This is a genomic window from Metabacillus sp. 113a (genome assembly GCF_050107635.1).
Taxonomy (GTDB): Bacteria; Bacillota; Bacilli; order Bacillales; family Bacillaceae; genus Metabacillus_B.
The window spans coordinates 148407-167201 of the sequence record NZ_JBNILJ010000004.1 but is presented as its reverse complement, the minus strand read 5'-3'; the positions used below and the strand labels follow the sequence as shown (position 1 = coordinate 167201).

Annotated in this window: 15 protein-coding genes and 1 other RNA gene; 3 read left to right on the top strand and 13 right to left on the bottom strand. The window is 46.2% G+C overall.

Annotation, left to right across the window (positions count from 1 at the left end):
* Window positions 1-10: 10 nt before the first annotated feature.
* The 3 genes from ACQCVE_RS09085 to ACQCVE_RS09075 all read right to left on the bottom strand — a co-directional run bounded on the left by ACQCVE_RS09085 (window position 11) and on the right by ACQCVE_RS09075 (window position 4173).
* On the bottom strand, window positions 11-2140 hold the full coding sequence (locus tag ACQCVE_RS09085) for a peptidoglycan D,D-transpeptidase FtsI family protein (RefSeq protein ID WP_426842769.1): 2130 nt from the start codon (window positions 2138-2140) through the stop codon (window positions 11-13).
* 159 nt (window positions 2141-2299) lie between these two features.
* Entirely contained in the window at window positions 2300-2989 is a 690-nt protein-coding gene (locus ACQCVE_RS09080; protein ID WP_426862536.1) for an MgtC/SapB family protein, read from the bottom strand.
* A 344-nt stretch (window positions 2990-3333) separates the two neighbouring features.
* Window positions 3334-4173 carry an aldo/keto reductase gene (locus tag ACQCVE_RS09075; protein WP_426862534.1) on the bottom strand — a complete coding sequence of 280 codons (840 nt, stop codon included), beginning with the start codon at window positions 4171-4173 and terminating at the stop codon, window positions 3334-3336.
* Between the two features lie 154 nt (window positions 4174-4327).
* Between ACQCVE_RS09075 and ACQCVE_RS09070 the strand changes: the two genes are divergently transcribed.
* Together ACQCVE_RS09070 and ACQCVE_RS09065 are read left to right on the top strand one after the other, a co-directional pair.
* On the top strand, window positions 4328-4780 hold the full coding sequence (locus ACQCVE_RS09070) for a hypothetical protein (protein ID WP_426862532.1): 453 nt from the start codon (window positions 4328-4330) through the stop codon (window positions 4778-4780).
* Between the two features lie 193 nt (window positions 4781-4973).
* A complete protein-coding gene (locus ACQCVE_RS09065; protein WP_426862531.1) occupies window positions 4974-5396 on the top strand; it encodes a DUF6526 family protein in 423 nt (140 codons plus the stop codon).
* A gap of 120 nt (window positions 5397-5516) precedes the next feature.
* On the opposite strand, the gene ssrA is transcribed toward ACQCVE_RS09065, so the two are convergent.
* The 5 genes from ssrA to secG form a co-directional block, all read right to left on the bottom strand.
* Window positions 5517-5881: a transfer-messenger RNA gene (gene ssrA, locus ACQCVE_RS09060) on the bottom strand.
* Window positions 5882-6159: 278 nt separating this feature from the next.
* On the bottom strand, window positions 6160-6630 hold the full coding sequence (gene smpB, locus ACQCVE_RS09055; RefSeq protein WP_426842780.1) for an SsrA-binding protein SmpB: 471 nt from the start codon (window positions 6628-6630) through the stop codon (window positions 6160-6162).
* A gap of 90 nt (window positions 6631-6720) precedes the next feature.
* Window positions 6721-9018, bottom strand: a complete 2298-nt coding sequence (rnr, locus tag ACQCVE_RS09050) for a ribonuclease R (RefSeq protein WP_426843344.1) — start codon at window positions 9016-9018, stop codon at window positions 6721-6723.
* Window positions 9019-9081: 63 nt separating this feature from the next.
* Window positions 9082-9828, bottom strand: coding sequence for an alpha/beta hydrolase (locus ACQCVE_RS09045; protein ID WP_426842781.1), 747 nt, complete (start codon window positions 9826-9828; stop codon window positions 9082-9084).
* Between the two features lie 470 nt (window positions 9829-10298).
* Window positions 10299-10532 (bottom strand): preprotein translocase subunit SecG, encoded by a 234-nt coding sequence (gene secG / locus ACQCVE_RS09040; RefSeq protein WP_426842782.1) that lies wholly within the window; start codon window positions 10530-10532, stop codon window positions 10299-10301.
* A gap of 892 nt (window positions 10533-11424) precedes the next feature.
* Here secG and ACQCVE_RS09035 point away from each other — a divergent pair.
* Complete coding sequence (locus tag ACQCVE_RS09035) at window positions 11425-12438, top strand: S66 family peptidase (protein ID WP_426862529.1); 1014 nt, start codon at window positions 11425-11427, stop codon at window positions 12436-12438.
* A gap of 128 nt (window positions 12439-12566) precedes the next feature.
* On the opposite strand, the gene eno is transcribed toward ACQCVE_RS09035, so the two are convergent.
* From eno to gap, 5 genes are all read right to left on the bottom strand, one after another.
* The gene (gene eno, locus ACQCVE_RS09030) at window positions 12567-13862 is read right to left on the bottom strand and encodes a phosphopyruvate hydratase (RefSeq protein ID WP_426862527.1); all 1296 of its coding nucleotides are present in this window, start codon (window positions 13860-13862) and stop codon (window positions 12567-12569) included.
* Between the two features lie 117 nt (window positions 13863-13979).
* Window positions 13980-15509, bottom strand: coding sequence for a 2,3-bisphosphoglycerate-independent phosphoglycerate mutase (gene gpmI, locus ACQCVE_RS09025; protein ID WP_426862525.1), 1530 nt, complete (start codon window positions 15507-15509; stop codon window positions 13980-13982).
* A complete protein-coding gene (gene tpiA / locus ACQCVE_RS09020; protein WP_426862523.1) occupies window positions 15502-16263 on the bottom strand; it encodes a triose-phosphate isomerase in 762 nt (253 codons plus the stop codon). The genes gpmI and tpiA overlap by 8 nt, the downstream gene beginning before the upstream one ends.
* A gap of 186 nt (window positions 16264-16449) precedes the next feature.
* Window positions 16450-17634, bottom strand: a complete 1185-nt coding sequence (locus tag ACQCVE_RS09015; RefSeq protein ID WP_426842787.1) for a phosphoglycerate kinase — start codon at window positions 17632-17634, stop codon at window positions 16450-16452.
* 133 nt (window positions 17635-17767) lie between these two features.
* Window positions 17768-18775, bottom strand: coding sequence for a type I glyceraldehyde-3-phosphate dehydrogenase (gene gap / locus ACQCVE_RS09010; protein WP_426862521.1), 1008 nt, complete (start codon window positions 18773-18775; stop codon window positions 17768-17770).
* Window positions 18776-18795 lie beyond the last annotated feature (20 nt).

The following is an 18795-nucleotide window of genomic DNA, read 5'->3' as shown; positions in this document are numbered from 1 at the left end:
GGGACCCTCTTTACTCCGCCAGTTCCTCCTTGTCATCCGCTCCGCCGTATTTTTTCTGAAGCTCTGCATAGGCTTTGACGATTCGTGCTGAAATATCTTTGTTCATGTTTTCTTTTGCATAAGGTACGACGACACTGAAAGCTATTTCCGGGTCGCTTGAAGGGTAATATCCGACAAATGTGATATTGAATGTTATTTCTTTCCGATCTGAGTTCGGATATACATAGGTTGTTTGGGCCGTACCGGTTTTTCCGGCTACATCCAGTCCCGGGAATTTCCCGGCAGCTGTTCCTCCGGTTTGGGTGACAGCCTTAAATCCTTTTTGAATTTGACGGATTTCTTCTGGTGAATTGTTGACGCGGTTCAATATTTCCGGTTCCTTGCTCAAATGATACGGTCCAAGCTCGGGCTGGTTGGTTGGGACATGAATCGACTTAACCACTCGGGGCTGAACCCGGTAGCCTCCGTTTGCAATCGCAGATACATATTGCGCCAGCTGGAGAGGTGTGTACGTATCGAACTGGCCAAAAGAAAAGTCCATGAGCTGTCCTTCATTTGAAGGTTTTGACTTAAACCCTTTTGATTCACCCGGCAGGTCAATTCCTGTCGGAACCCCTAATCCAAACTGATAAAACCCGTTGCGGAGAGTCTCAAAATCCTCATAGCTTCCTTTAAACTTCATATCCTTTTTTACATAGCTGAATCCGGATATGTGCTCTATCACAGCCTTAACCATATAAATGTTCGAGCTCTTTTTTAGAGCCTCTATGTCATTGACGGGTCCGAGTGACCGGTCCCCTGCGGACGACTTCGGTCCGGTGCCCGCAAATTTCACTGGAGCATCATAGTAGGTCGTATACATCGGCAGGCCGTGCTGATAGGCTGTGAGAATCGTGGCGCCTTTTATAACCGACCCCATCTCATACTGCGACTTATACGTTCCGAATGAAAAATCGAAGGGCTTGCTGCTCTCGCTTAGCCGGTATTGCTTCCCGGCCATAGACAGGATATCCCCTGTATTCGGATCCATCACCACGGCAAAGGCAGAATCGGCTAAACGGTTGCCGGACGATCTTCTTCCCTTTAAAATCTCTTCCTCTAGAATCTTTTCAACCTCTTTTTGAAGCTCCATATCAAATGTAAGCTGGAGATCATAGCCCCTTCTTCCAGTGCTTATCACCTCTTCTGTCACATTTCCATCTTTATCGGTTGTATATTCAATTTTAGCCTTTGACGCATTCAGATACTGCTCATACTGTTCTTCGATATAAGCTTTACCGACGCGGTCATTTCGTGCGTAGCCCCGCGATTGAAAGTAGTCCAGCTTATGCTTTGGAATTCCTTCAGCTGACGATGTGACATTTCCGAGAAGGGATCCGAGGAGATTCTTATATGGATATTGCCTTTCCCAGTCTGTAATGATATTGACCCCTGGCAGCTTTTCCAAATTCTCTGAAACGCGGGCCATCTCCTCGTTCGTTAAGATAAATTCAGGGCCTGTCTCCCCTTCCTCCGCAGGCAGCTGGGATTTAATGATCTGCGGTTCATATTCATAGCCTGATGAGAACCTTTTGAATAAAACAGCCATAGACAGCTGGCGGTTATCCTGCTTCAATTTCTCAATTTCTTTCTTAGGAACTTTTTCTAACTGAATCCGGTATTGGTCTTTCCCTTCTTTTTTCAAATCGCTTTTTGATAGAAGCTCCTTGGCCTTATCAGGATAGGCGGCAAGCCAATAGTCTTTCAAATCCCTGCCGCTTTCCTGTTCTTTGATTTTTTTAACCGCCTCTGCCTCCACCTGGATAAGCTTAATCAGCTCGCTTGCTGTTTTAATTTTATCCTCAGGCTTTGTTTTTTTATCTACCGTATACGTGATTGCGGGCACTCCAATATTGTCAACAACGATTCTTCCATACCTGTCATACATTTTCCCCCTGGGTGCCGGATAGGAGGATATATTGGTCTCTGTTCTGGAAACCTCTTTAACATATTCCTCACCGCGGACAATTTGAACAATGCCTAATCGGACAATCACAAGGACAAAAATAAAAAATACAGCAAGAAAAAGAATATTAATGCGCAGCTGTCTCGTTTTCTTCAGCTCGCGGTTTTCAGAGGTATTTGTGGCCGGATCTGTCATAGTGGAGGATCTCCCTTCGAATTGAGAGGATATATTTTATCTGGAAATTTTTCCAGTCTCACTCACTCTCTTATTCTACATTTTTTTACAAGGAAAATACACCCATGAGGATAAAAAAGACCTGGCACCCAGGTTTTTTTCCTATTTTTCAGGAACGGATCAATCCATATGCTCTAAATCCAAAAGGAAAACTCCGGATGTCCCTCTAATCCAGTAAAATATTTCGGTCACACCGGTTTTTTTTCTGGATGTGACAATACAGTAAATCGTAATCATTTCTTTTTCTTCCTTTAAACGAACGCGCGTAATGCAGAGCCCTTTACTGCTTAATTCATCCAATATACCCGTTAGATTTGAGTCTTTTTCTGTATACATTTTCACCTTAAATTCTTTATGTCCGAGCCGCTTGATCAAAAACCTCTCCAGAATGTATGGAATAATGCGGATTCCCGTAAAAATAAAGACCACGCTGATCAAAGCTTCTGCATAAAACCCTGCTCCTATTGTTATTCCAATGGCTGCAGAGGCAAATACAAGAGCTGCCGTCGTCAACCCGGATATGACCTCATTGCTCCGTCTTAAGATAACTCCGGCTCCAAGAAATCCAATTCCGCTTATGACATAAGATGGAATTCTTCCCGGATCCATCGGACGGGTATATGCTTCCGCATATAGAAAAGAAGACTCAAGGGAAACAACTGTCATCAAACAAGCAGTGAGTGAAATGATGAGACACGTTTTTAACCCAAGCGGTTTCCCCTTCAGCTCCCGCTCCAATCCGATAATGATTCCCGCGGCGGCGGCCAAACTCAGCTTTAACAGTACATCGGTTTGCAAGATCCCTTCCACCGTTTTCCCCTCCTTTGCAGCTGTCTCCTGCCAGTATATGAGAATAGGGATAGAGGAAATGAGGACGGATTTTTATCGGACGCAGAGTTATAAGCAGATACAGCAAAATTTATGCTTGTGCAAGACAAGCCCGTTCGATGGAAAAACCGGGAGCCAAGTTTTCAAAAAATGCCATGCTTTATATGAAAGGAGTTTTTCATTGGAAACCGGATGGAGTTATGCACAATTGACCTTCCCATATGTTTTTTCTTCTTATAAGGTAAGGGGGGCCCTCTTGCAGTCTATCTGTTTGTTAAAAAAAAACGCTTTGAAGGATTATTTGCTGATCCTCCAAAGCGCCTCTTTTACATTTTAAAATCAAATTCATCAGGGTCTGGACCGCTGCGGGTGTTTTCGTTTAAAGCGTCCAGCTGGTCCATTTGTTCTCCGGTTAAGGTGAAATCATAAAGACTGATGTTTTCACGCATTCTTGTTTCATTCATCGATTTTGGAATCGTGATGACCCCATGCTGCAGGTCCCAGCGAAGAACGACCTGGGCAGCCGATTTGTTATGAGCCTTGGCAATCCCTTGAATCGTTTCATTTTTCAGCAGGTCCCCATTCATGAGCGGGGACCATGCCTCGACTTGGATGTTTTGCTCCAGGCAATATTCCCTCACTTCTTTTTGGGTCAGCTTAGGATGAAATTCAATCTGGTTAATGACCGGCTTCACTTCGGCATCCTTAAGCAGACTTTGTAAGTGGTGAACCTGGAAGTTGCTTACTCCGATGGCTTTTACGCGGCTTTCTTTATAAAGAGCTTCAAGAGCTTTCCAGGACTCCTGATATTTATCCTTCCCAGGCCAATGGATTAAGTAAAGGTCAAGATAATCCAAGCCCATTTTCACCAGGCTCTCTTCGTACGCAGCGACCGTTTCATCAAAAGATAACCCATCATTCCATACTTTGGACGTCACAAATAATTCTTCTCTCGAAACCAGTCCCTCTTCAATCGCCTGTCTGATTCCATCCCCTACACTTTTTTCATTTCCGTAAATGGACGCGGTATCGATGCTGCGGTAGCCCATCTGAATGGCAGCTTTGACAGCCTTCGCAAGCTCGGGGCCTTCCTCAACGCGAAACACCCCATACCCTAGCTCCGGCATCTGTATTCCATTATTTAAAGTCAATGACTGTATATTCATGCTTACATCTCCTTAATAAGTTGTACTCGTCATATGCTGACAAGATATTAATAGTATTCCCTAAAAATCAGGATATGAATAGAAGGCACTTTTTTGTGGGATAGGCACTTGGAAGTAATCATCGGAAATCTTCATCTTCTGCAGCATGCATCGCATGAGCTATAATGATAGTTGCGGGTTAGGAAAGCAGCTCTATACGGCATTTGGAAGCCGCAGCCATTATGATAGAAAGCAGGTAGATCAAGTGGTACATATTTTATGGGTCATTTACTTAGGAATTCTCGGTACAGCCGCAATCGGATTTTTATTAAAAGGCGGATATAAGACAAATTTGTTTCGCCTGGATTTTGTTATCTCTGTCATCACCTGGATCGGGTTAATGGGATATGTGACAGATTCAAACTTTTTCAGTCCGCTCTTATGGAAGTTTGTGTTTTTTGGCGGGCTGCTGTGGGATATTATTTTCAGCTTTAAACTGAAGGAAATAAACGGAGAAGCCATCTACGAAGAAATTCCTAAATCCGCGCGTCCGCTTGTCATTGGGGGAAGTTTGGTTGTATTTCTCGGGCCGTTATACTATGGATTGTTCAGGTATGCCTTTTCGTGACTGGAGGTTTAATTGAGATTCGATATAAGGATAACTGGCATTCCAGGAGCCATCTCTGCTGTGATTTTTTGCTCAGGATATAGCTGGAAGAGGTTACTTTAAAATCATCAAATTTCTTCATCCTTTTTATTTTTTCATGTAGCCATTATACTTAAATCGCTGAAGCATACAATACAGTTGGGGAGGGATTTCTATGGAAAAACAAAATTACAGCAATCATACTAGGATGCATCCGCTTTATCATTATGTATTAACCATTTTGGTTCTGGCTGTTCTTGCTGCAGCGATTATTTATGCTGCCGGAGGAGGAGACGTGGTTACGGCCTTGTTCATGTTTCTCGTCTCCATATGCTTGGTGCTGATCTTTATTTTAGTGCGAATCTATCCGCTCAAGGCCCAGGACCGCGCAATCCGGGCAGAGGAGAACCTCCGGCATTTCGTGATCACTGGAAAGCTGCTGAACCCGGCCCTTACAATGAAGCAGATCGTTGCTTTGAGATTTGCGCCGGATGAGGAATTACCTGGGCTCGCTGAGAAAGCGGCCGCTGAGAAGCTCAATCCGAAGGAAATTAAGCAAAGCGTTCAAGCATGGAGGGCGGACGAAGACCGCATCTGAAAAAAGGCATCCGTTCAGCGGATGCCTTTCTCTGTAAATAAAAAAGGAAATGCCTTAGTGAAGGAATTTCCTTTTAACAGGTATATTCTATAAAAAAGATAAGCCACCAAAGTATGTATTTGGTGGAGACGGTGGGAGTCGAACCCACGTCCAGAAATATCGGCACTTAAGCGTCTACGAGCGTAGCTGGCATATTGTTAGTTCACTGCTCCATATGCCTTCCAGCAGGCGTCCGGGCAGCTAGTCTGGTTGTTCTCTTCCTTCTCCCTCAGACGGCGAGATCCGGCGTAGCCCACTTAAAGTGAGTCCCTTACCCTACCACATGGGCGATGGAGGGAGGAACCGCTATAAACTGTTGTTACGCAGCTACAGCGAGGTTATTGTTAGTTTTGCCAGTTATTATTGGCGTTGGCGTTATTAACGAGCTCGCCGACTCGGCTCGCAACCCAAGCTCGAACTATCCCTGTCGAATCCGTAACGTCCCCATTATAAGAGTAAAAGCGGTTAGGCTTTTATCCGAATAGGAATACGGGATTGCCTGATCGGGTCCTGGCTGAAGTCTGGCCGTCACAGGGCGGGTGATAAGATAAGCTGTTGCTTATTCAGTTATCATCGGTACGTGTTCTATTATACCAAATATCCTCGATATTGCAATTGTAAAATAATGTTTATCTTCTGCTTCTGCGGAAGACAAGTACGGCGGATAGAATGAAAGCTGCTGCAATTCCGAAGTAAATCCAGGACATTTGATCTCACACTCTCGTTAAAAGTCTTTTTGACGGTCGCGGAAGGCGCGCTCAATATCACGCTTTGCTTCTTTCTTTTTAAGATCCTCGCGCTTATCATATTTCTTTTTCCCTTTTCCAAGGCCGACTAAAACCTTTGCGAACCCATTTTTCAAATAGATTTTTAAAGGAACGAGCGCGTAGCCTTCTTCCTTGGTCAATCCGATCAGCTTGCTGATCTCCCGTTTGTGGAGGAGAAGCTTGCGTGTTCTGAGCGGGTCGTGGTTGTAGCGGTTTCCCTGCTCGTACGGACTGACGTGCATATTATGGACAAACAGCTCCCCGGCCTGAATGCGGGCAAAGGAATCCTTCAAGTTGACTCTTCCCGCACGGATTGCTTTAATTTCTGTTCCCTGCAAAACAATTCCAGCTTCATATGTTTCTTCTATTGAATAATCGTGGTTGGCTTTTTTATTTTGAGCCAGCACTTTCCCTTGACCTTTTGGCATGTGAAACCCCTCTCAACTCTCTATATTCTCTCTATTTTATCATGGCACCGATCAAGCGGGAAGGGCGATGCCTGGCACCGCCCTGATCCGTTACCGCTTCTTCTTCCGTTTTGCCTTTGGTGCATTTTCAAATGTTTTTTTCTTTTTCTTCTTAGGCTTCGGTCCCCGTGTTGACCAGCCGTCTTCCGGAGAACCGCTTCGTTCCTTTGAGCTGCCGCGTTCTTTCGTAGTTTTTCTGCGGCCCTGTCCGGCACTGATGGATTTTGGCGCATCCTTAACAGGACGTCTTCTTGTTCCTTTCATACCGACGATTTCAAAATCAATGGCCCGTTCATCCTTGTTTACATTGACGACACGGACGGTAATCTCATCACCGATTCGGTAGACGTTTGCTGTGCGTTCACCGATCATTGCATAGCTCCGCTCATCATAGCGGTAATAATCATCGGTCATGTAGCTGACATGTACGAGTCCTTCAATCGTATTCGGAAGCTCAATGAACATCCCGAAATTAGTAACAGAGCTGATGATGCCATCGTACTCTTCCCCGATTTTATCCAGCATGTATTCGGATTTTTTCAAATCATCTGTTTCACGTTCCGCTTCTACAGCGCGGCGTTCCATGTTGGAAGTCTGTTCTGCAATAGCTGGAAGCTTTTCAGACCATTTCTGCTTTGTAGACTCGTCGGTTTTCCCTTGGATTAAGTACGTTCGGATAAGTCGGTGAACGATTAAATCGGGATAGCGGCGGATCGGCGAGGTAAAGTGCGTATAGAACTCTGTAGCAAGGCCAAAGTGTCCAAGACTTTCCGGATCGTACTTCGCCTGCTTCATCGAACGGAGCATGACTGTGGAGACGACCATCTCCTCCGGCTGTCCGTGAACTTCTTCAAGAATTTGCTGCAAGGCACGCGGATGAATCTCATTTCCTGCTCCTTTTACGCTGTAGCCAAAGTTCGTGATGAACTCAAGGAACCGCTGAAGCTTTCCTTCATTCGGATCCTCATGGATACGGTAGATGAACGGGACCTTCATCCAGTGAAAATGCTCAGCCACGGTTTCGTTGGCAAGGAGCATAAATTCCTCAATCAAACGTTCCGCAACACCGCGTTCGCGCAGCTCGACATCGTATGGTTTTCCGTCGCTGTCGACTAAAACCTTCGCTTCTTTAAAATCAAAATCGATGGCACCGCGGTTCATCCGTTTGGTCCGCAAAATTTGCGCAAGCTCCGCCATTCTTTCAAACATCGGAACGAGCGTGTCATACTTGGACCGAACCTTCTCATCCTGAGCCAGAATGCTGTTCACATCCGTGTAGGTCATTCTTTCTGTCGTTTTAATTACGCTCTGAAAAATGTCATGGCTTACAACGTCACCGGTTTCATCGACTTCCATCTCACAGGAAAGGGTTAGCCGGTCTACCTTAGGATTCAAGGAGCATAATCCGTTCGATAAACGGTGCGGAATCATTGGGATAACCCGGTCCACCAAGTAAACGCTAGTCCCACGGTCAAATGCTTCGACATCAATTGGCGAATCCTCGGTTACGTAATGACTGACGTCCGCGATATGGACGCCAAGCTTGTAGTGGCCGTTTTCAAGCTTTGTTACCGTCACAGCGTCATCAAGGTCCTTCGCGTCCGCCCCATCGATCGTGACAATGGTTTCGTTTCGAAGGTCACGTCGGTCTTTATAATCTTCTTCATTAATCTGATCAGGAACATCATTCGCCTGCTTCAGCACATCCGGGGAAAATCCGCCTGGAAGGCCATGCTTATGTATGACCGACAGAATGTCGACTCCCGGATCATTTTTATGGCCGAGAATCTGAATGACTTCCCCTTCAGCACTCATTCTTCCTTCAGGGTAGGTTGTGATCTTCACTACAACTTTGTGTCCTTCTACCGCTCCGTTTGAAGCATCTCTCGGAATAAAAATATCGTTCGCTATTTTTTTGTCATCTGCAATGACGAAACCGAAATTCTTGCTTTCCGTATAGGTCCCGACAACCTCTTTCATACCGCGGTCCAGAATACGGATAATGGTTCCTTCTTTGCGGGCGCCTGATGAACTGGAACTTACACGGACAAGGACCGTATCGCCGTGCATCGCATTGCCGAGCTCATTTGGAGGAATAAAAATATCGTCATCTGCCGGGTCCTCTGTAATGACAAAGGCAAATCCCTTTGCATGGCCGGATAGCTTCCCCTTCACTAAGTTCATTTTTTCAGGAAGACCGTACCTGTTGCTTCTTGTGCGAACAACAAGACCCTGCTCCTCCATATGGACAAGTGCTTTCACAAAATCCCTGAACACGTCCGCTTCGGCTACTCCGAATGCGTCTTCAAGTTCCTGGATGGTGAGGGGCTTATACGCTTCATCACGCATAAATGTGAGAAGATGGTCTACATGCTTTTGTATATCCTGGTTCAACTAAATCCCTCCTTTAACTTATATCTGCCAGTCCAGTTTCTCCAGGAATTCATAGACATCCTGATGGACCTGGTCTTTTTCTTTATCAAGGGTTATCACGTGGCCGGAGTTTTCATACCACTTCAGCTGCTTCATATCCGATTCCACTTCATCATGAATAATATCTGCACTGTCGGTATTAATCATGTGGTCATGGCGTGCCTGGACGACAAATGCTGGAGAATAAATCATATCCACGTTCTTGCGGACATCGGCAATCAGTTCCTGCAAGGCTTTCAACGTGTTCATCGGAGTTTTTTCAAACTCCTTCATCTCCTGCTCAATTTGCTCAGGGTTTTTCTCTTCAAACTTTTTGTAATTGCGTGCGTACTCCAAAATACCCTGATACATGACTTCTTCACTCTTTATGTACATGGGGGCGCACATGGTCACGATACCCTTTACTGGTACAGTGTAACCCAGTTTCAAGGAAAATACCCCGCCCAGGGACAAACCGCCGACAGCGATCTGCTCGTAGCCCTTCTCCTTCAGGAATTCATACCCTTCCATAACATCCTTCCACCAGTCCTCAGGCCCTGTATGAACCAGCTCCTCAGGCGGAACACCATGTCCTTTATATTGAGGGGCATGACATGTATAGCCCCGTTCATTCAAATATCGTCCAAGCATTCGGACATCCGCTGTATTTCCTGTAAATCCGTGCAGCAGCAGGACCGCTTTCTCTCCGCCTTCAAAGAAAAAAGGCTTAGGCATCACTTTTCTCATAGCTGAATCTCCTTTTTCGCCAGTTGAATAGTTGCTGGATCTTATGTGTATTCTCCCTCTTTTCTATTTAAACAAACGTTCGGGGAAAAGAAAAGCGCAGGGCGCTGTGGGAGAGGATGTTCTGCAAAGCCTGCGGCAAATCCGGGTGTAAGGAGGCATTTTTATAGGGAACAGAGCTTGAAAAAATGCAAAACACCCATTAAAGCCGTTCATCGACGTTTTTACACGGCTTCAACTGGTGAAAACTTCTAAAATCGCCGAAGATTAAACTTATATCGGCCGATATACGGCGGATATCGACCGAGTTTTGATTTTATCGGCCGAATTACGGCGGATATCGACCGGGTTTTGATTTTATCGGCCGAATTACCATTATATCGGCTATTCGGGAGATTTCGACAAGCATTCCAGCTGCTGTATATGTGCCGGGAAATAAAAAAGAGGTCTGTATTCAGACCTCCTTCTGCATCTTATAAGTTAAAGTAAGATATTGCAATTGTTAATACGAAGAAAAGCACGGAGAGAACAATTGTTACACGGTGCAGAATCAAATCAAGGCCGCGGGCTTTTTGCTTTCCGAAAAGCTGCTCTGCTCCGCCTGAGATCGCGCCGGATAACCCTGTGCTTTTACTGGATTGCAATAGAACTACTGTAATAAGTGCAAGACAAGTTATAACCAACAAAACAATTAGCAAGGTATGCATAGACTACACCTCCTGGAACACGTTTGCATTGGTTTAAATGTACCATAAGGAAAGCCTTAGTACAATAGGGCTCGGATGCTGTCAATAATTTTTAAAGCTGAAGCGGGAGAACACCTTCTGCTAAACAAAGAGTTTTTTATGATCCGGGCCGGTTATTCCTCGATGTGGGTCAGCTTGACAGGATACGGGCCAACTCTGTACGGATACGGGCCAGCTTTCCCCATTTGCGGGCCAACTCTGTCCGGATACGGGCCAACTCTCCCCATTTGCGGGCCAACTCTGTACGGATACGGGCCAGCTTTCCCCATTTACGGGCCAACTCTGCCCGGATACGGGCCAGCTTTCCCCATTTGCGAGCCAACTCTGTCCGGATACGGGCCAGCTTTCCCCATTTACGGGCCAACTCTGTCCGGATACGGGCCAACTTTCCCCATTTACGGACCAACTCTGTACGGATACGGGCCAACTTTCCCCATTTGCGGGCCAAGTCTTTCCTGATACGGGCCAACTTTCCCCATTTACGGGCCAGCTTTCCCCGTTTACGGGCCAAGTCTTTCCGGATACGGGCCAACTCTCCCCATTTACGGGCCAACTCTGTCCGGATACGGGCCAACTTTCCCCATTTACGGACCAACTCTGTACGGATACGGGCCAACTTTCCCCATTTGCGGGCCAAGTCTGCCCGAATACGGGCCAGCTTTCCCCATTTGCGGGCCAACTCTGTCCTGATACGGGCCAGCTTTCCCCATTTACGGGCCAACTTTCCCCGTTTACGGGCCAACTCTGTACGGATACGGGCCAACCGACACCGATCTCCTACATTCGACAAAATCAGTTATCGCACCAACCGACCATTTCCTGTAAAATGACAGAAACAAAGGAGGCTGGTAGGATGATCACCTATCCTTATTTGGATAAAGGAGCGGTAATAGGGGTTACGGCTCCTTCTTCCGGAGTAGAAAAGGAGCTGCATGAGCTGATCCGGCAATCCTGCAGCCGAATGGAGGAAAAAGGATTCGGTACAGTATGCGGGGATACGATCTGGCGGCAGAATAAAGCGAAGTCCGCCCCTGCTGTTGTAAGGGCAGCTGAGTTTAATGCAATGATGGCCAGTGACAGCATTGGCATCGTCATTCCCCCATGGGGCGGGGAGCTGCTGATTGAAATGCTCGAGTTTGTAGATTTTCAGCATATAAAACCGAAGTGGGTATTGGGCTACTCTGATTTGAGTGTTCTGCTGCTGGCCATCACGTTAAAAACCGGAATTGCTACTGCACACGGGACAAATTTGATTGACCTCAGAGGCGAGTATTCAGACAAAACTACAGCAAAGTGGCAAGATGTTTTATCCACAAAAACAGGGCAAACGGTTTTGCAGGAATCTTCCCGGCTTTATCAAGACAAGTGGGATTTTGATAACCCTTCTCCCTCCGTTTTCCACTTAACTGAACCAACCTATTGGAAAACAGTCTCTGGACACAGTGAAAAATTCCATGGAAGGCTTCTCGGAGGCTGTATTGATGTAATCCGGCATCTGATTGGCACGCCTTTTGGAGACACAGCGGGTTTTCAGGAGAAAACGAAAAATGAGCCTGTCCTTTGGTATTTGGAGAACTGCGAATTGAGCACAACGGATTTAAGAAGGTCGCTTGTTCAAATGAGGCTTGCTGGATGGTTTGAAAACAGCTCCGGTCTGCTGTTTGGCAGGAGTGCGGCGAATGAGCCGGTGAACGGATATACGGCAGAGGATGTCTACCGGGAGCTTGCAGAGGAGCTGAATATCCCTGTCATCTACGACATCGATTGCGGTCATGTACCGCCTCAAATCACGTTTATAAATGGAGCCTATGCAGAGGCAGCGGTATCGGCCGGCAAAGGAACTGTAGCCCAAACCTTCAGGCCATAGATCGTGAACAAAGTTCTTCTGGAGATCGTAATTAAAGATAAGCAGAAATGTAATAACTGCAAAAAAAGGAGCTGACAGTAAAAGGATGGTTCCATCCTTTTACGTCAGCTCCTTATTTCATCTACGCCTTATTTTTTAAGGTTGTAGAAAGACTGCATGCCATCATAGATCGCAAGACCGCCAAGCTCGTCTTCGATGCGAAGAAGCTGGTTATATTTTGCGATACGGTCTGTACGGCTCATAGAACCTGTTTTGATTTGGCCAGCGTTTGTTGCAACAGCGATGTCAGCGATGGTAGCATCTTCTGTTTCACCTGAACGGTGGGATACAACAGCTGTGTAGCCAGCGCGTTTTGCCATTTCGATTGCTTCAAATGTTTCAGTAAGGGAACCGATTTGGTTCACTTTGATCAGGATAGAGTTTCCTACACCTTGCTCGATTCCTTGAGCAAGCTTTTTCGTATTCGTTACGAATAGGTCATCTCCAACCAATTGTACTTTGCCGCCGATGCGGTCTGTAAGAAGCTTGTGGCCATCCCAGTCGTTTTCGTCAAGTCCATCTTCAATGGAAATGATCGGGAATTCGTTCACAAGCTGCTCGTAGAAGTCTACCATTTCAGCAGAAGACAATCCGTTGCGGCCTTCGCCTGCAAGATCGTATTTGCCGGTTTCTTTGTTGTAGAATTCAGAAGAAGCAACATCCATGCCAAGCATGATGTCTTTGCCAGCTTCGTAGCCAGCTTGCGTGATGGCTTCAACGATTACTTCAAGAGCTTCACGGTTGGAACCAAGGTTTGGAGCGAATCCGCCTTCGTCACCAACAGCTGTATTAAGGCTTTTGCCTTTAAGAACGGATTTAAGAGCGTGGAATACTTCCGCTCCCATACGGATTGCTTCTTTAAAAGTAGGTGCTCCAACAGGAAGGATCATGAACTCCTGGAAGTCTACGTTGTTATCAGCATGAGATCCGCCGTTGATGATGTTCATCATTGGAGTTGGAAGCTGTTTCGCGTTGAATCCGCCAAGGTAACGGTAAAGCGGAAGGCCAACGAAGTCAGCAGCAGCATGAGCAACAGCCATGGAAACACCAAGGATTGCGTTAGCGCCCAATTTGCCTTTGTTTTCAGTTCCATCAAGCTCGATCATGATTGTGTCGATTCCAACTTGATCTGTTACGTCAAGACCGATGATTTCTTCAGCGATCACGTTGTTTACGTTCTCTACTGCTTGAAGAACGCCTTTTCCAAGGTAACGGTCTTTGTCACCATCGCGCAATTCTACTGCTTCGTGCTCTCCAGTAGAAGCGCCGCTTGGAACTAGTGCGCGTCCGAATGCGCCTGATTCTGTGTATACTTCTACTTCAACAGTCGGGTTTCCGCGGGAGTCAAGGACTTCACGTGCATATACATCAACAATAGCTGGCATTTAATTTCTCTCCTTTGAGTTAAAAAATTTTTATTTTAATTGGCTTCAGATTGCAGCTGGCAGGCGTTCGCCTTCAGCCCAATCAATCTGTGGCAGCAGCTTGTTTTAACATAGCCTTTATTTGATTAAGGATTTACCTGTCATTTCGCCCGGCTGATCCACTTCAAGCAGGTCAAGCATTGTAGGAGAAAGGTCTCCCAGGATTCCGTCTTCACGCAGCTCCAATCCCTGTTTTGTTACGATAACCGGAACAGGATTCGTTGTATGAGCTGTATGAGGCTCGCCGTTTTCTGAAATCAGGACATCTGCATTCCCGTGGTCTGCTGTGATAATCGCAGTGCCGCCTTTTTCAAGGATGGCATCCACTACTTTGCCTAAGCATTCATCAACGGCTTCAATCGCTTTAATCGTTGGTTCCACTTTCCCTGAATGGCCGACCATATCAGGATTGGCAAAGTTCAGAATGATGGCATCCTGCTTATCGCCGTAAATTTCTTCAAGCAAAGCATCTGCTACTTCGTACGCACTCATCTCAGGCTGCAGATCATATGTGGCAACCTTTGGCGAGTCGATCAGAATTCGCGTCTCCCCTTCGAACTCCTCTTCACGTCCTCCGCTCATGAAGAACGTAACGTGCGGATATTTCTCGGTTTCAGCGATCCGAAGCTGTCTTAAGTTGTTTTGTGCCAGTACTTCCCCAATTGTATTATCCAGGTTTACAGGCTTGAATGCGACAAATCCTTTAACGGTCTCACTGAAGCGAGTCAGGCTGACAAAGTGAAGATTCGCAGGTGCTTTTTCGCCGCGGTCAAATTCTCTGAAATCAGCATTCGTAAAGGTATTGGAAATTTGAATCGCACGGTCGGGACGGAAGTTGTAGAAAATGACACTGTCATTGTCCTGAATCGTTCCTACCGGTGTACCATCTTCCTTCGTCATGACAGAAGGAATCACGAATTCATCATGGATTCCGTTTTCGTAAGAGTCTTTTACAAGCTCCATTGGGTCACGGTAGTCCGGGCCCTCGCCGTAAACCATTGCACGGTACGCTTTTTCCACACGGTCCCAGCGTTTGTCGCGGTCCATGGAATAATAGCGTCCAGAAATAGTTGCAAGCTCGCCGCCATACTCTTCAAGTTTTTCCTGCAGGGCTTTGATATACTTTTCAGCTGTTTGAGGGCCGACGTCTCGTCCGTCAAGGAAGCCGTGAACGTATACTTTTTCAACACCTTCAGATTTTGCAAGCTTCAGCAGGGCAAAGAGGTGTTCAATGTGGCTGTGAACTCCGCCGTCTGAAAGCAGGCCTGCAAGATGAAGGGCTGTGCCGTTTTTTTTCGCACTTTCCATCGCATCCAGGAAGGTTTGGTTTTTTTCAAACTCGCCTTCACGGATTGCCACATTTACACGCGTTAAGCTTTGGTACACAATTCTTCCTGCACCGATATTCAAGTGTCCTACTTCAGAGTTCCCCATCTGGCCGTCAGGAAGGCCAACTGCTTCACCGCTGGCAGTAAGAGTTGAATGCGGGTATTGCTCCCAGTATCGGTCAAAATTCGGCTTTTTCGCCTGTGCTACAGCATTTCCTTCTGTTTCACCGCGAAGGCCGAAGCCGTCCAGGATAATCAGTGCTACGGGTTTCTTACTCATTCTTTCCACCCTCAAGCAATTGAACAAAAGATTGAGCTTCAAGGCTTGCTCCGCCGACAAGTGCGCCGTCGATATCGGATTGGGCCATGTATTCCTTAATGTTGGCAGGCTTTACGCTTCCGCCGTATTGAATGCGGACTGCATCTGCTGCCTCCTGTGAAAATTGTTCTGCTACCGCTTTGCGGATATAAGCACATACTTCGTTTGCATCCTCTGCAGAAGAAGATTTGCCTGTTCCGATTGCCCAGATTGGCTCATAGGCGATAACCGTTTGTTTAACCTGATCTTCTGAAAGACCGGAAAGTGCCGCTTTAACCTGGTTTCCAACAAGCTCGTTTGTTTTTCCGGATTCACGCTCTTCAAGCGTTTCTCCGCAGCAAACGATTGGTGTCAGGCCGTGGCTGAATGCAGCAAGAGTTTTCTTGTTTACTGTTTCATCTGTTTCTGCGAACATTTCGCGGCGCTCAGAGTGGCCAAGGATGACATACTCTACACCAAGATCTTTAAGCGCAACTGGGCTTACTTCTCCGGTAAAAGCACCATTTTCTTCGAAGTGCATGTTTTGCGCACCGATTTTCAGATCTGTTCCCTTTGCAATTTCTACAAGACGGTCAAGGAATAGAGCCGGTGAACAGACTACCGCATCTACTTGTTCAGATGAAGGAACAAGGCTTTTTACTTCTTCAGCAAAGCTTTTCGCTTCTGCCATTGTTTTGTTCATTTTCCAGTTACCTGCAATGATCGGTTTTCTCATAGCTAAGCCGTCCTTTCATGTTAAAAGGTCATTGGGCTGCGCACACAGCCTTTTTGCTAAAAATGAGCTGCTGATGAAGAAGACTCATTTGTGACCGGAATGATCCAGGTCATGCTTGCAGCGCTTCGCCGTTCAAGGTCACGATCCTCTTCAGGCAAAATTTGTTTCAAGGCGCTTCAGCATTTCTTATTTATCGTTAAGTGCCACTACTCCAGGAAGTTCTTTGCCTTCCATGAATTCAAGGGAAGCACCGCCGCCAGTTGAGATATGGTTCATTTTGTCAGCAAGACCGAACTTCTCAACTGCCGCAGCAGAGTCTCCTCCTCCAATGACCGAATATGTATCGTTTGCTTCTGCAAGAGCATCGGCCACTGCTTTCGTACCGTGGGAGAATGGTTCAAGTTCAAATACTCCAAGCGGTCCATTCCAGATCACAAGCTTTGATTTCTTGATAACGTCTGCGTAGATCTCACGGGATTTAGGTCCGCAATCAAGGCCTTCCCAATCCTCCGGAATGTTATCAATTGACACAACTTGAGTGTTGGCATCTTTAGAGAAATCATCTCCAACAACGATGTCAACTGGCATGTAGAAGTTTACGCCGTTTGCTTTTGCTTTTTCCATGAAGGATTTAGCCAAATCCACTTTGTCTTCTTCAAGAAGGGATTTTCCTACACCGTGTCCAAGAGCTTTGATGAAAGTGTAAGCCAAGCCGCCGCCGATGATCAGGTTGTCCACCTTGTCAAGGAGGTGATCAATGACACCGATTTTGTCTTTTACTTTCGCACCGCCGATGATTGCCGTGAAAGGGCGCTCCGGGTTAGAAAGTGCTTTTCCGAGAACATCCAGTTCTTTTTCCATAAGGAAACCGGATACTGCCGGAAGGTGCTCTGCAATTCCTGCTGTTGAAGCATGTGCGCGGTGTGCTGCACCAAATGCATCATTTACATACACATCTGCAAGGTCTGCGAACGCTTTTGCCAGCTCAGAATCATTTTTCTCTTCGCCAGGGTAAAAACGCACGTTTTCTAGAAGAAGCACATCGCCGTTATCAAGCTTTGCAATTTCTTCTTTCACGCTGTCGCCATGAGCTTCATCTGTTTTTACTACGTTTTTGCCAAGAAGCTCCTGAAGACGCTCTGCAACCGCATTTAGACGAAGTTCTTCCACAACCTGGCCTTTAGGACGTCCAAGGTGGCTTGCAAGCAAAACTTTTGCTCCCTGCTCAACCATGTACTGAATTGTCGGCAATGCCGCACGGATGCGCGTATCATCTGTCACTTTGCCTTCTTCCATCGGAACATTGAAGTCAACGCGGCAGAATACAACCTTACCTTGAATCTCGATGTCTTTTAAAGATTTTTTGTTCATTTCAAAGGCCTCCTTCTTACGGATAAAAACCATAGAAAAAGGGAGGGGGAATTGCTGTAAATCCCCTTCCCCTTTTCGGTTTCATTATATCGTTTCTTCTTCGGTTCGTCCAAACGTAACCGAATCGCGTTTATTAAAGTCCTTTAGAAGCGATGTAGTCAACAAGGTCAACTACACGGTTTGAGTAGCCGCTCTCGTTATCGTACCAAGAGATTACTTTAACCATGCTGCCTTCCATAACCATAGTGGAAAGAGCGTCTACAGTAGAAGAGTTGATGTTTCCGTTGTAATCTCCGGATACCAATGGCTCTTCGCTGTAGCCAAGAATTCCTTTAAGATCGCCTTCAGCTGCTTCTTTAAGCGCTGTGTTTACTTCGTCAGCTGTTACTTCTTTTTCAAGCTCGGCAACAAGGTCAACCAGGGAAACGTTAGGAGTTGGAACACGCATTGCTCCTCCGTTTAGTTTGCCTTTAAGCTCAGGAAGTACAAGGGAAACAGCTTTAGCAGCACCCGTTGTAGTCGGGATGATGTTTTCAGCAGCTGCACGCGCGCGACGGTAGTCTTTGTGCGGAAGATCAAGGATCTGCTGATCATTAGTGTAAGAGTGAACCGTTGTCATCATACCGCGTTTGATGCCGAACTTGTCGTTCAATACTTTCGCGAATGGTGCAAGGCAGTTCGTTGTGCAAGATGCATTAGAGATGACATCGTGGCTTGCAGCGTCATATTTGTCATGATTAACACCCATAACGATTGTAATATCTTCGTCTGTTGCAGGTGCAGAGATGATTACTTTTTTAGCGCCGGCTTCGATATGTTTCGCAGCGTCAGCACGCTTTGTGAAGAAACCAGTTGATTCAACAACTACTTCTACTCCGCGGTCGCCCCAAGCAAGTTTAGCAGGGTCGCGCTCTGCCGTTACCTGGATAGTTTTTCCGTCCACGATCAGGTTGTTGCCGTCTACAGATACTTCTGCGTCAAGCTTGCCGTGTACAGAGTCATATTTTAGTAGGTGAGCAAGCATGTTTGCGTCAGTTAGATCGTTTACTGCTACTACCTCTACGTTTGAATTTTTCAAAGCTGCGCGGAAAACGTTACGTCCGATACGTCCGAAACCGTTAATACCAATTTTAGTTGCCATGAATGTTTCCTCCTTTTAAA

What these genes read in the sequence shown, in the direction of transcription:
- ACQCVE_RS09085 (WP_426842769.1), bottom strand. Translation starts at nt 2,140, where the DNA reads ATGACAGATCCGGCCACAAATACCTCTGAAAACCGCGAGCTGAAGAAA.
- ACQCVE_RS09075 (WP_426862534.1), bottom strand. Translation starts at nt 4,173, where the DNA reads ATGAATATACAGTCATTGACTTTAAATAATGGAATACAGATGCCGGAG.
- ACQCVE_RS09070 (WP_426862532.1), top strand. Translation starts at nt 4,328, where the DNA reads ATGAGCTATAATGATAGTTGCGGGTTAGGAAAGCAGCTCTATACGGCA.
- ACQCVE_RS09065 (WP_426862531.1), top strand. Translation starts at nt 4,974, where the DNA reads ATGGAAAAACAAAATTACAGCAATCATACTAGGATGCATCCGCTTTAT.
- smpB (WP_426842780.1), bottom strand. Translation starts at nt 6,630, where the DNA reads ATGCCAAAAGGTCAAGGGAAAGTGCTGGCTCAAAATAAAAAAGCCAAC.
- rnr (WP_426843344.1), bottom strand. Translation starts at nt 9,018, where the DNA reads ATGCGTGATGAAGCGTATAAGCCCCTCACCATCCAGGAACTTGAAGAC.
- ACQCVE_RS09045 (WP_426842781.1), bottom strand. Translation starts at nt 9,828, where the DNA reads ATGAGAAAAGTGATGCCTAAGCCTTTTTTCTTTGAAGGCGGAGAGAAA.
- secG (WP_426842782.1), bottom strand. Translation starts at nt 10,532, where the DNA reads ATGCATACCTTGCTAATTGTTTTGTTGGTTATAACTTGTCTTGCACTT.
- ACQCVE_RS09035 (WP_426862529.1), top strand. Translation starts at nt 11,425, where the DNA reads ATGATCACCTATCCTTATTTGGATAAAGGAGCGGTAATAGGGGTTACG.
- eno (WP_426862527.1), bottom strand. Translation starts at nt 13,862, where the DNA reads ATGCCAGCTATTGTTGATGTATATGCACGTGAAGTCCTTGACTCCCGC.
- gpmI (WP_426862525.1), bottom strand. Translation starts at nt 15,509, where the DNA reads ATGAGTAAGAAACCCGTAGCACTGATTATCCTGGACGGCTTCGGCCTT.
- tpiA (WP_426862523.1), bottom strand. Translation starts at nt 16,263, where the DNA reads ATGAGAAAACCGATCATTGCAGGTAACTGGAAAATGAACAAAACAATG.
- ACQCVE_RS09015 (WP_426842787.1), bottom strand. Translation starts at nt 17,634, where the DNA reads ATGAACAAAAAATCTTTAAAAGACATCGAGATTCAAGGTAAGGTTGTA.
- gap (WP_426862521.1), bottom strand. Translation starts at nt 18,775, where the DNA reads ATGGCAACTAAAATTGGTATTAACGGTTTCGGACGTATCGGACGTAAC.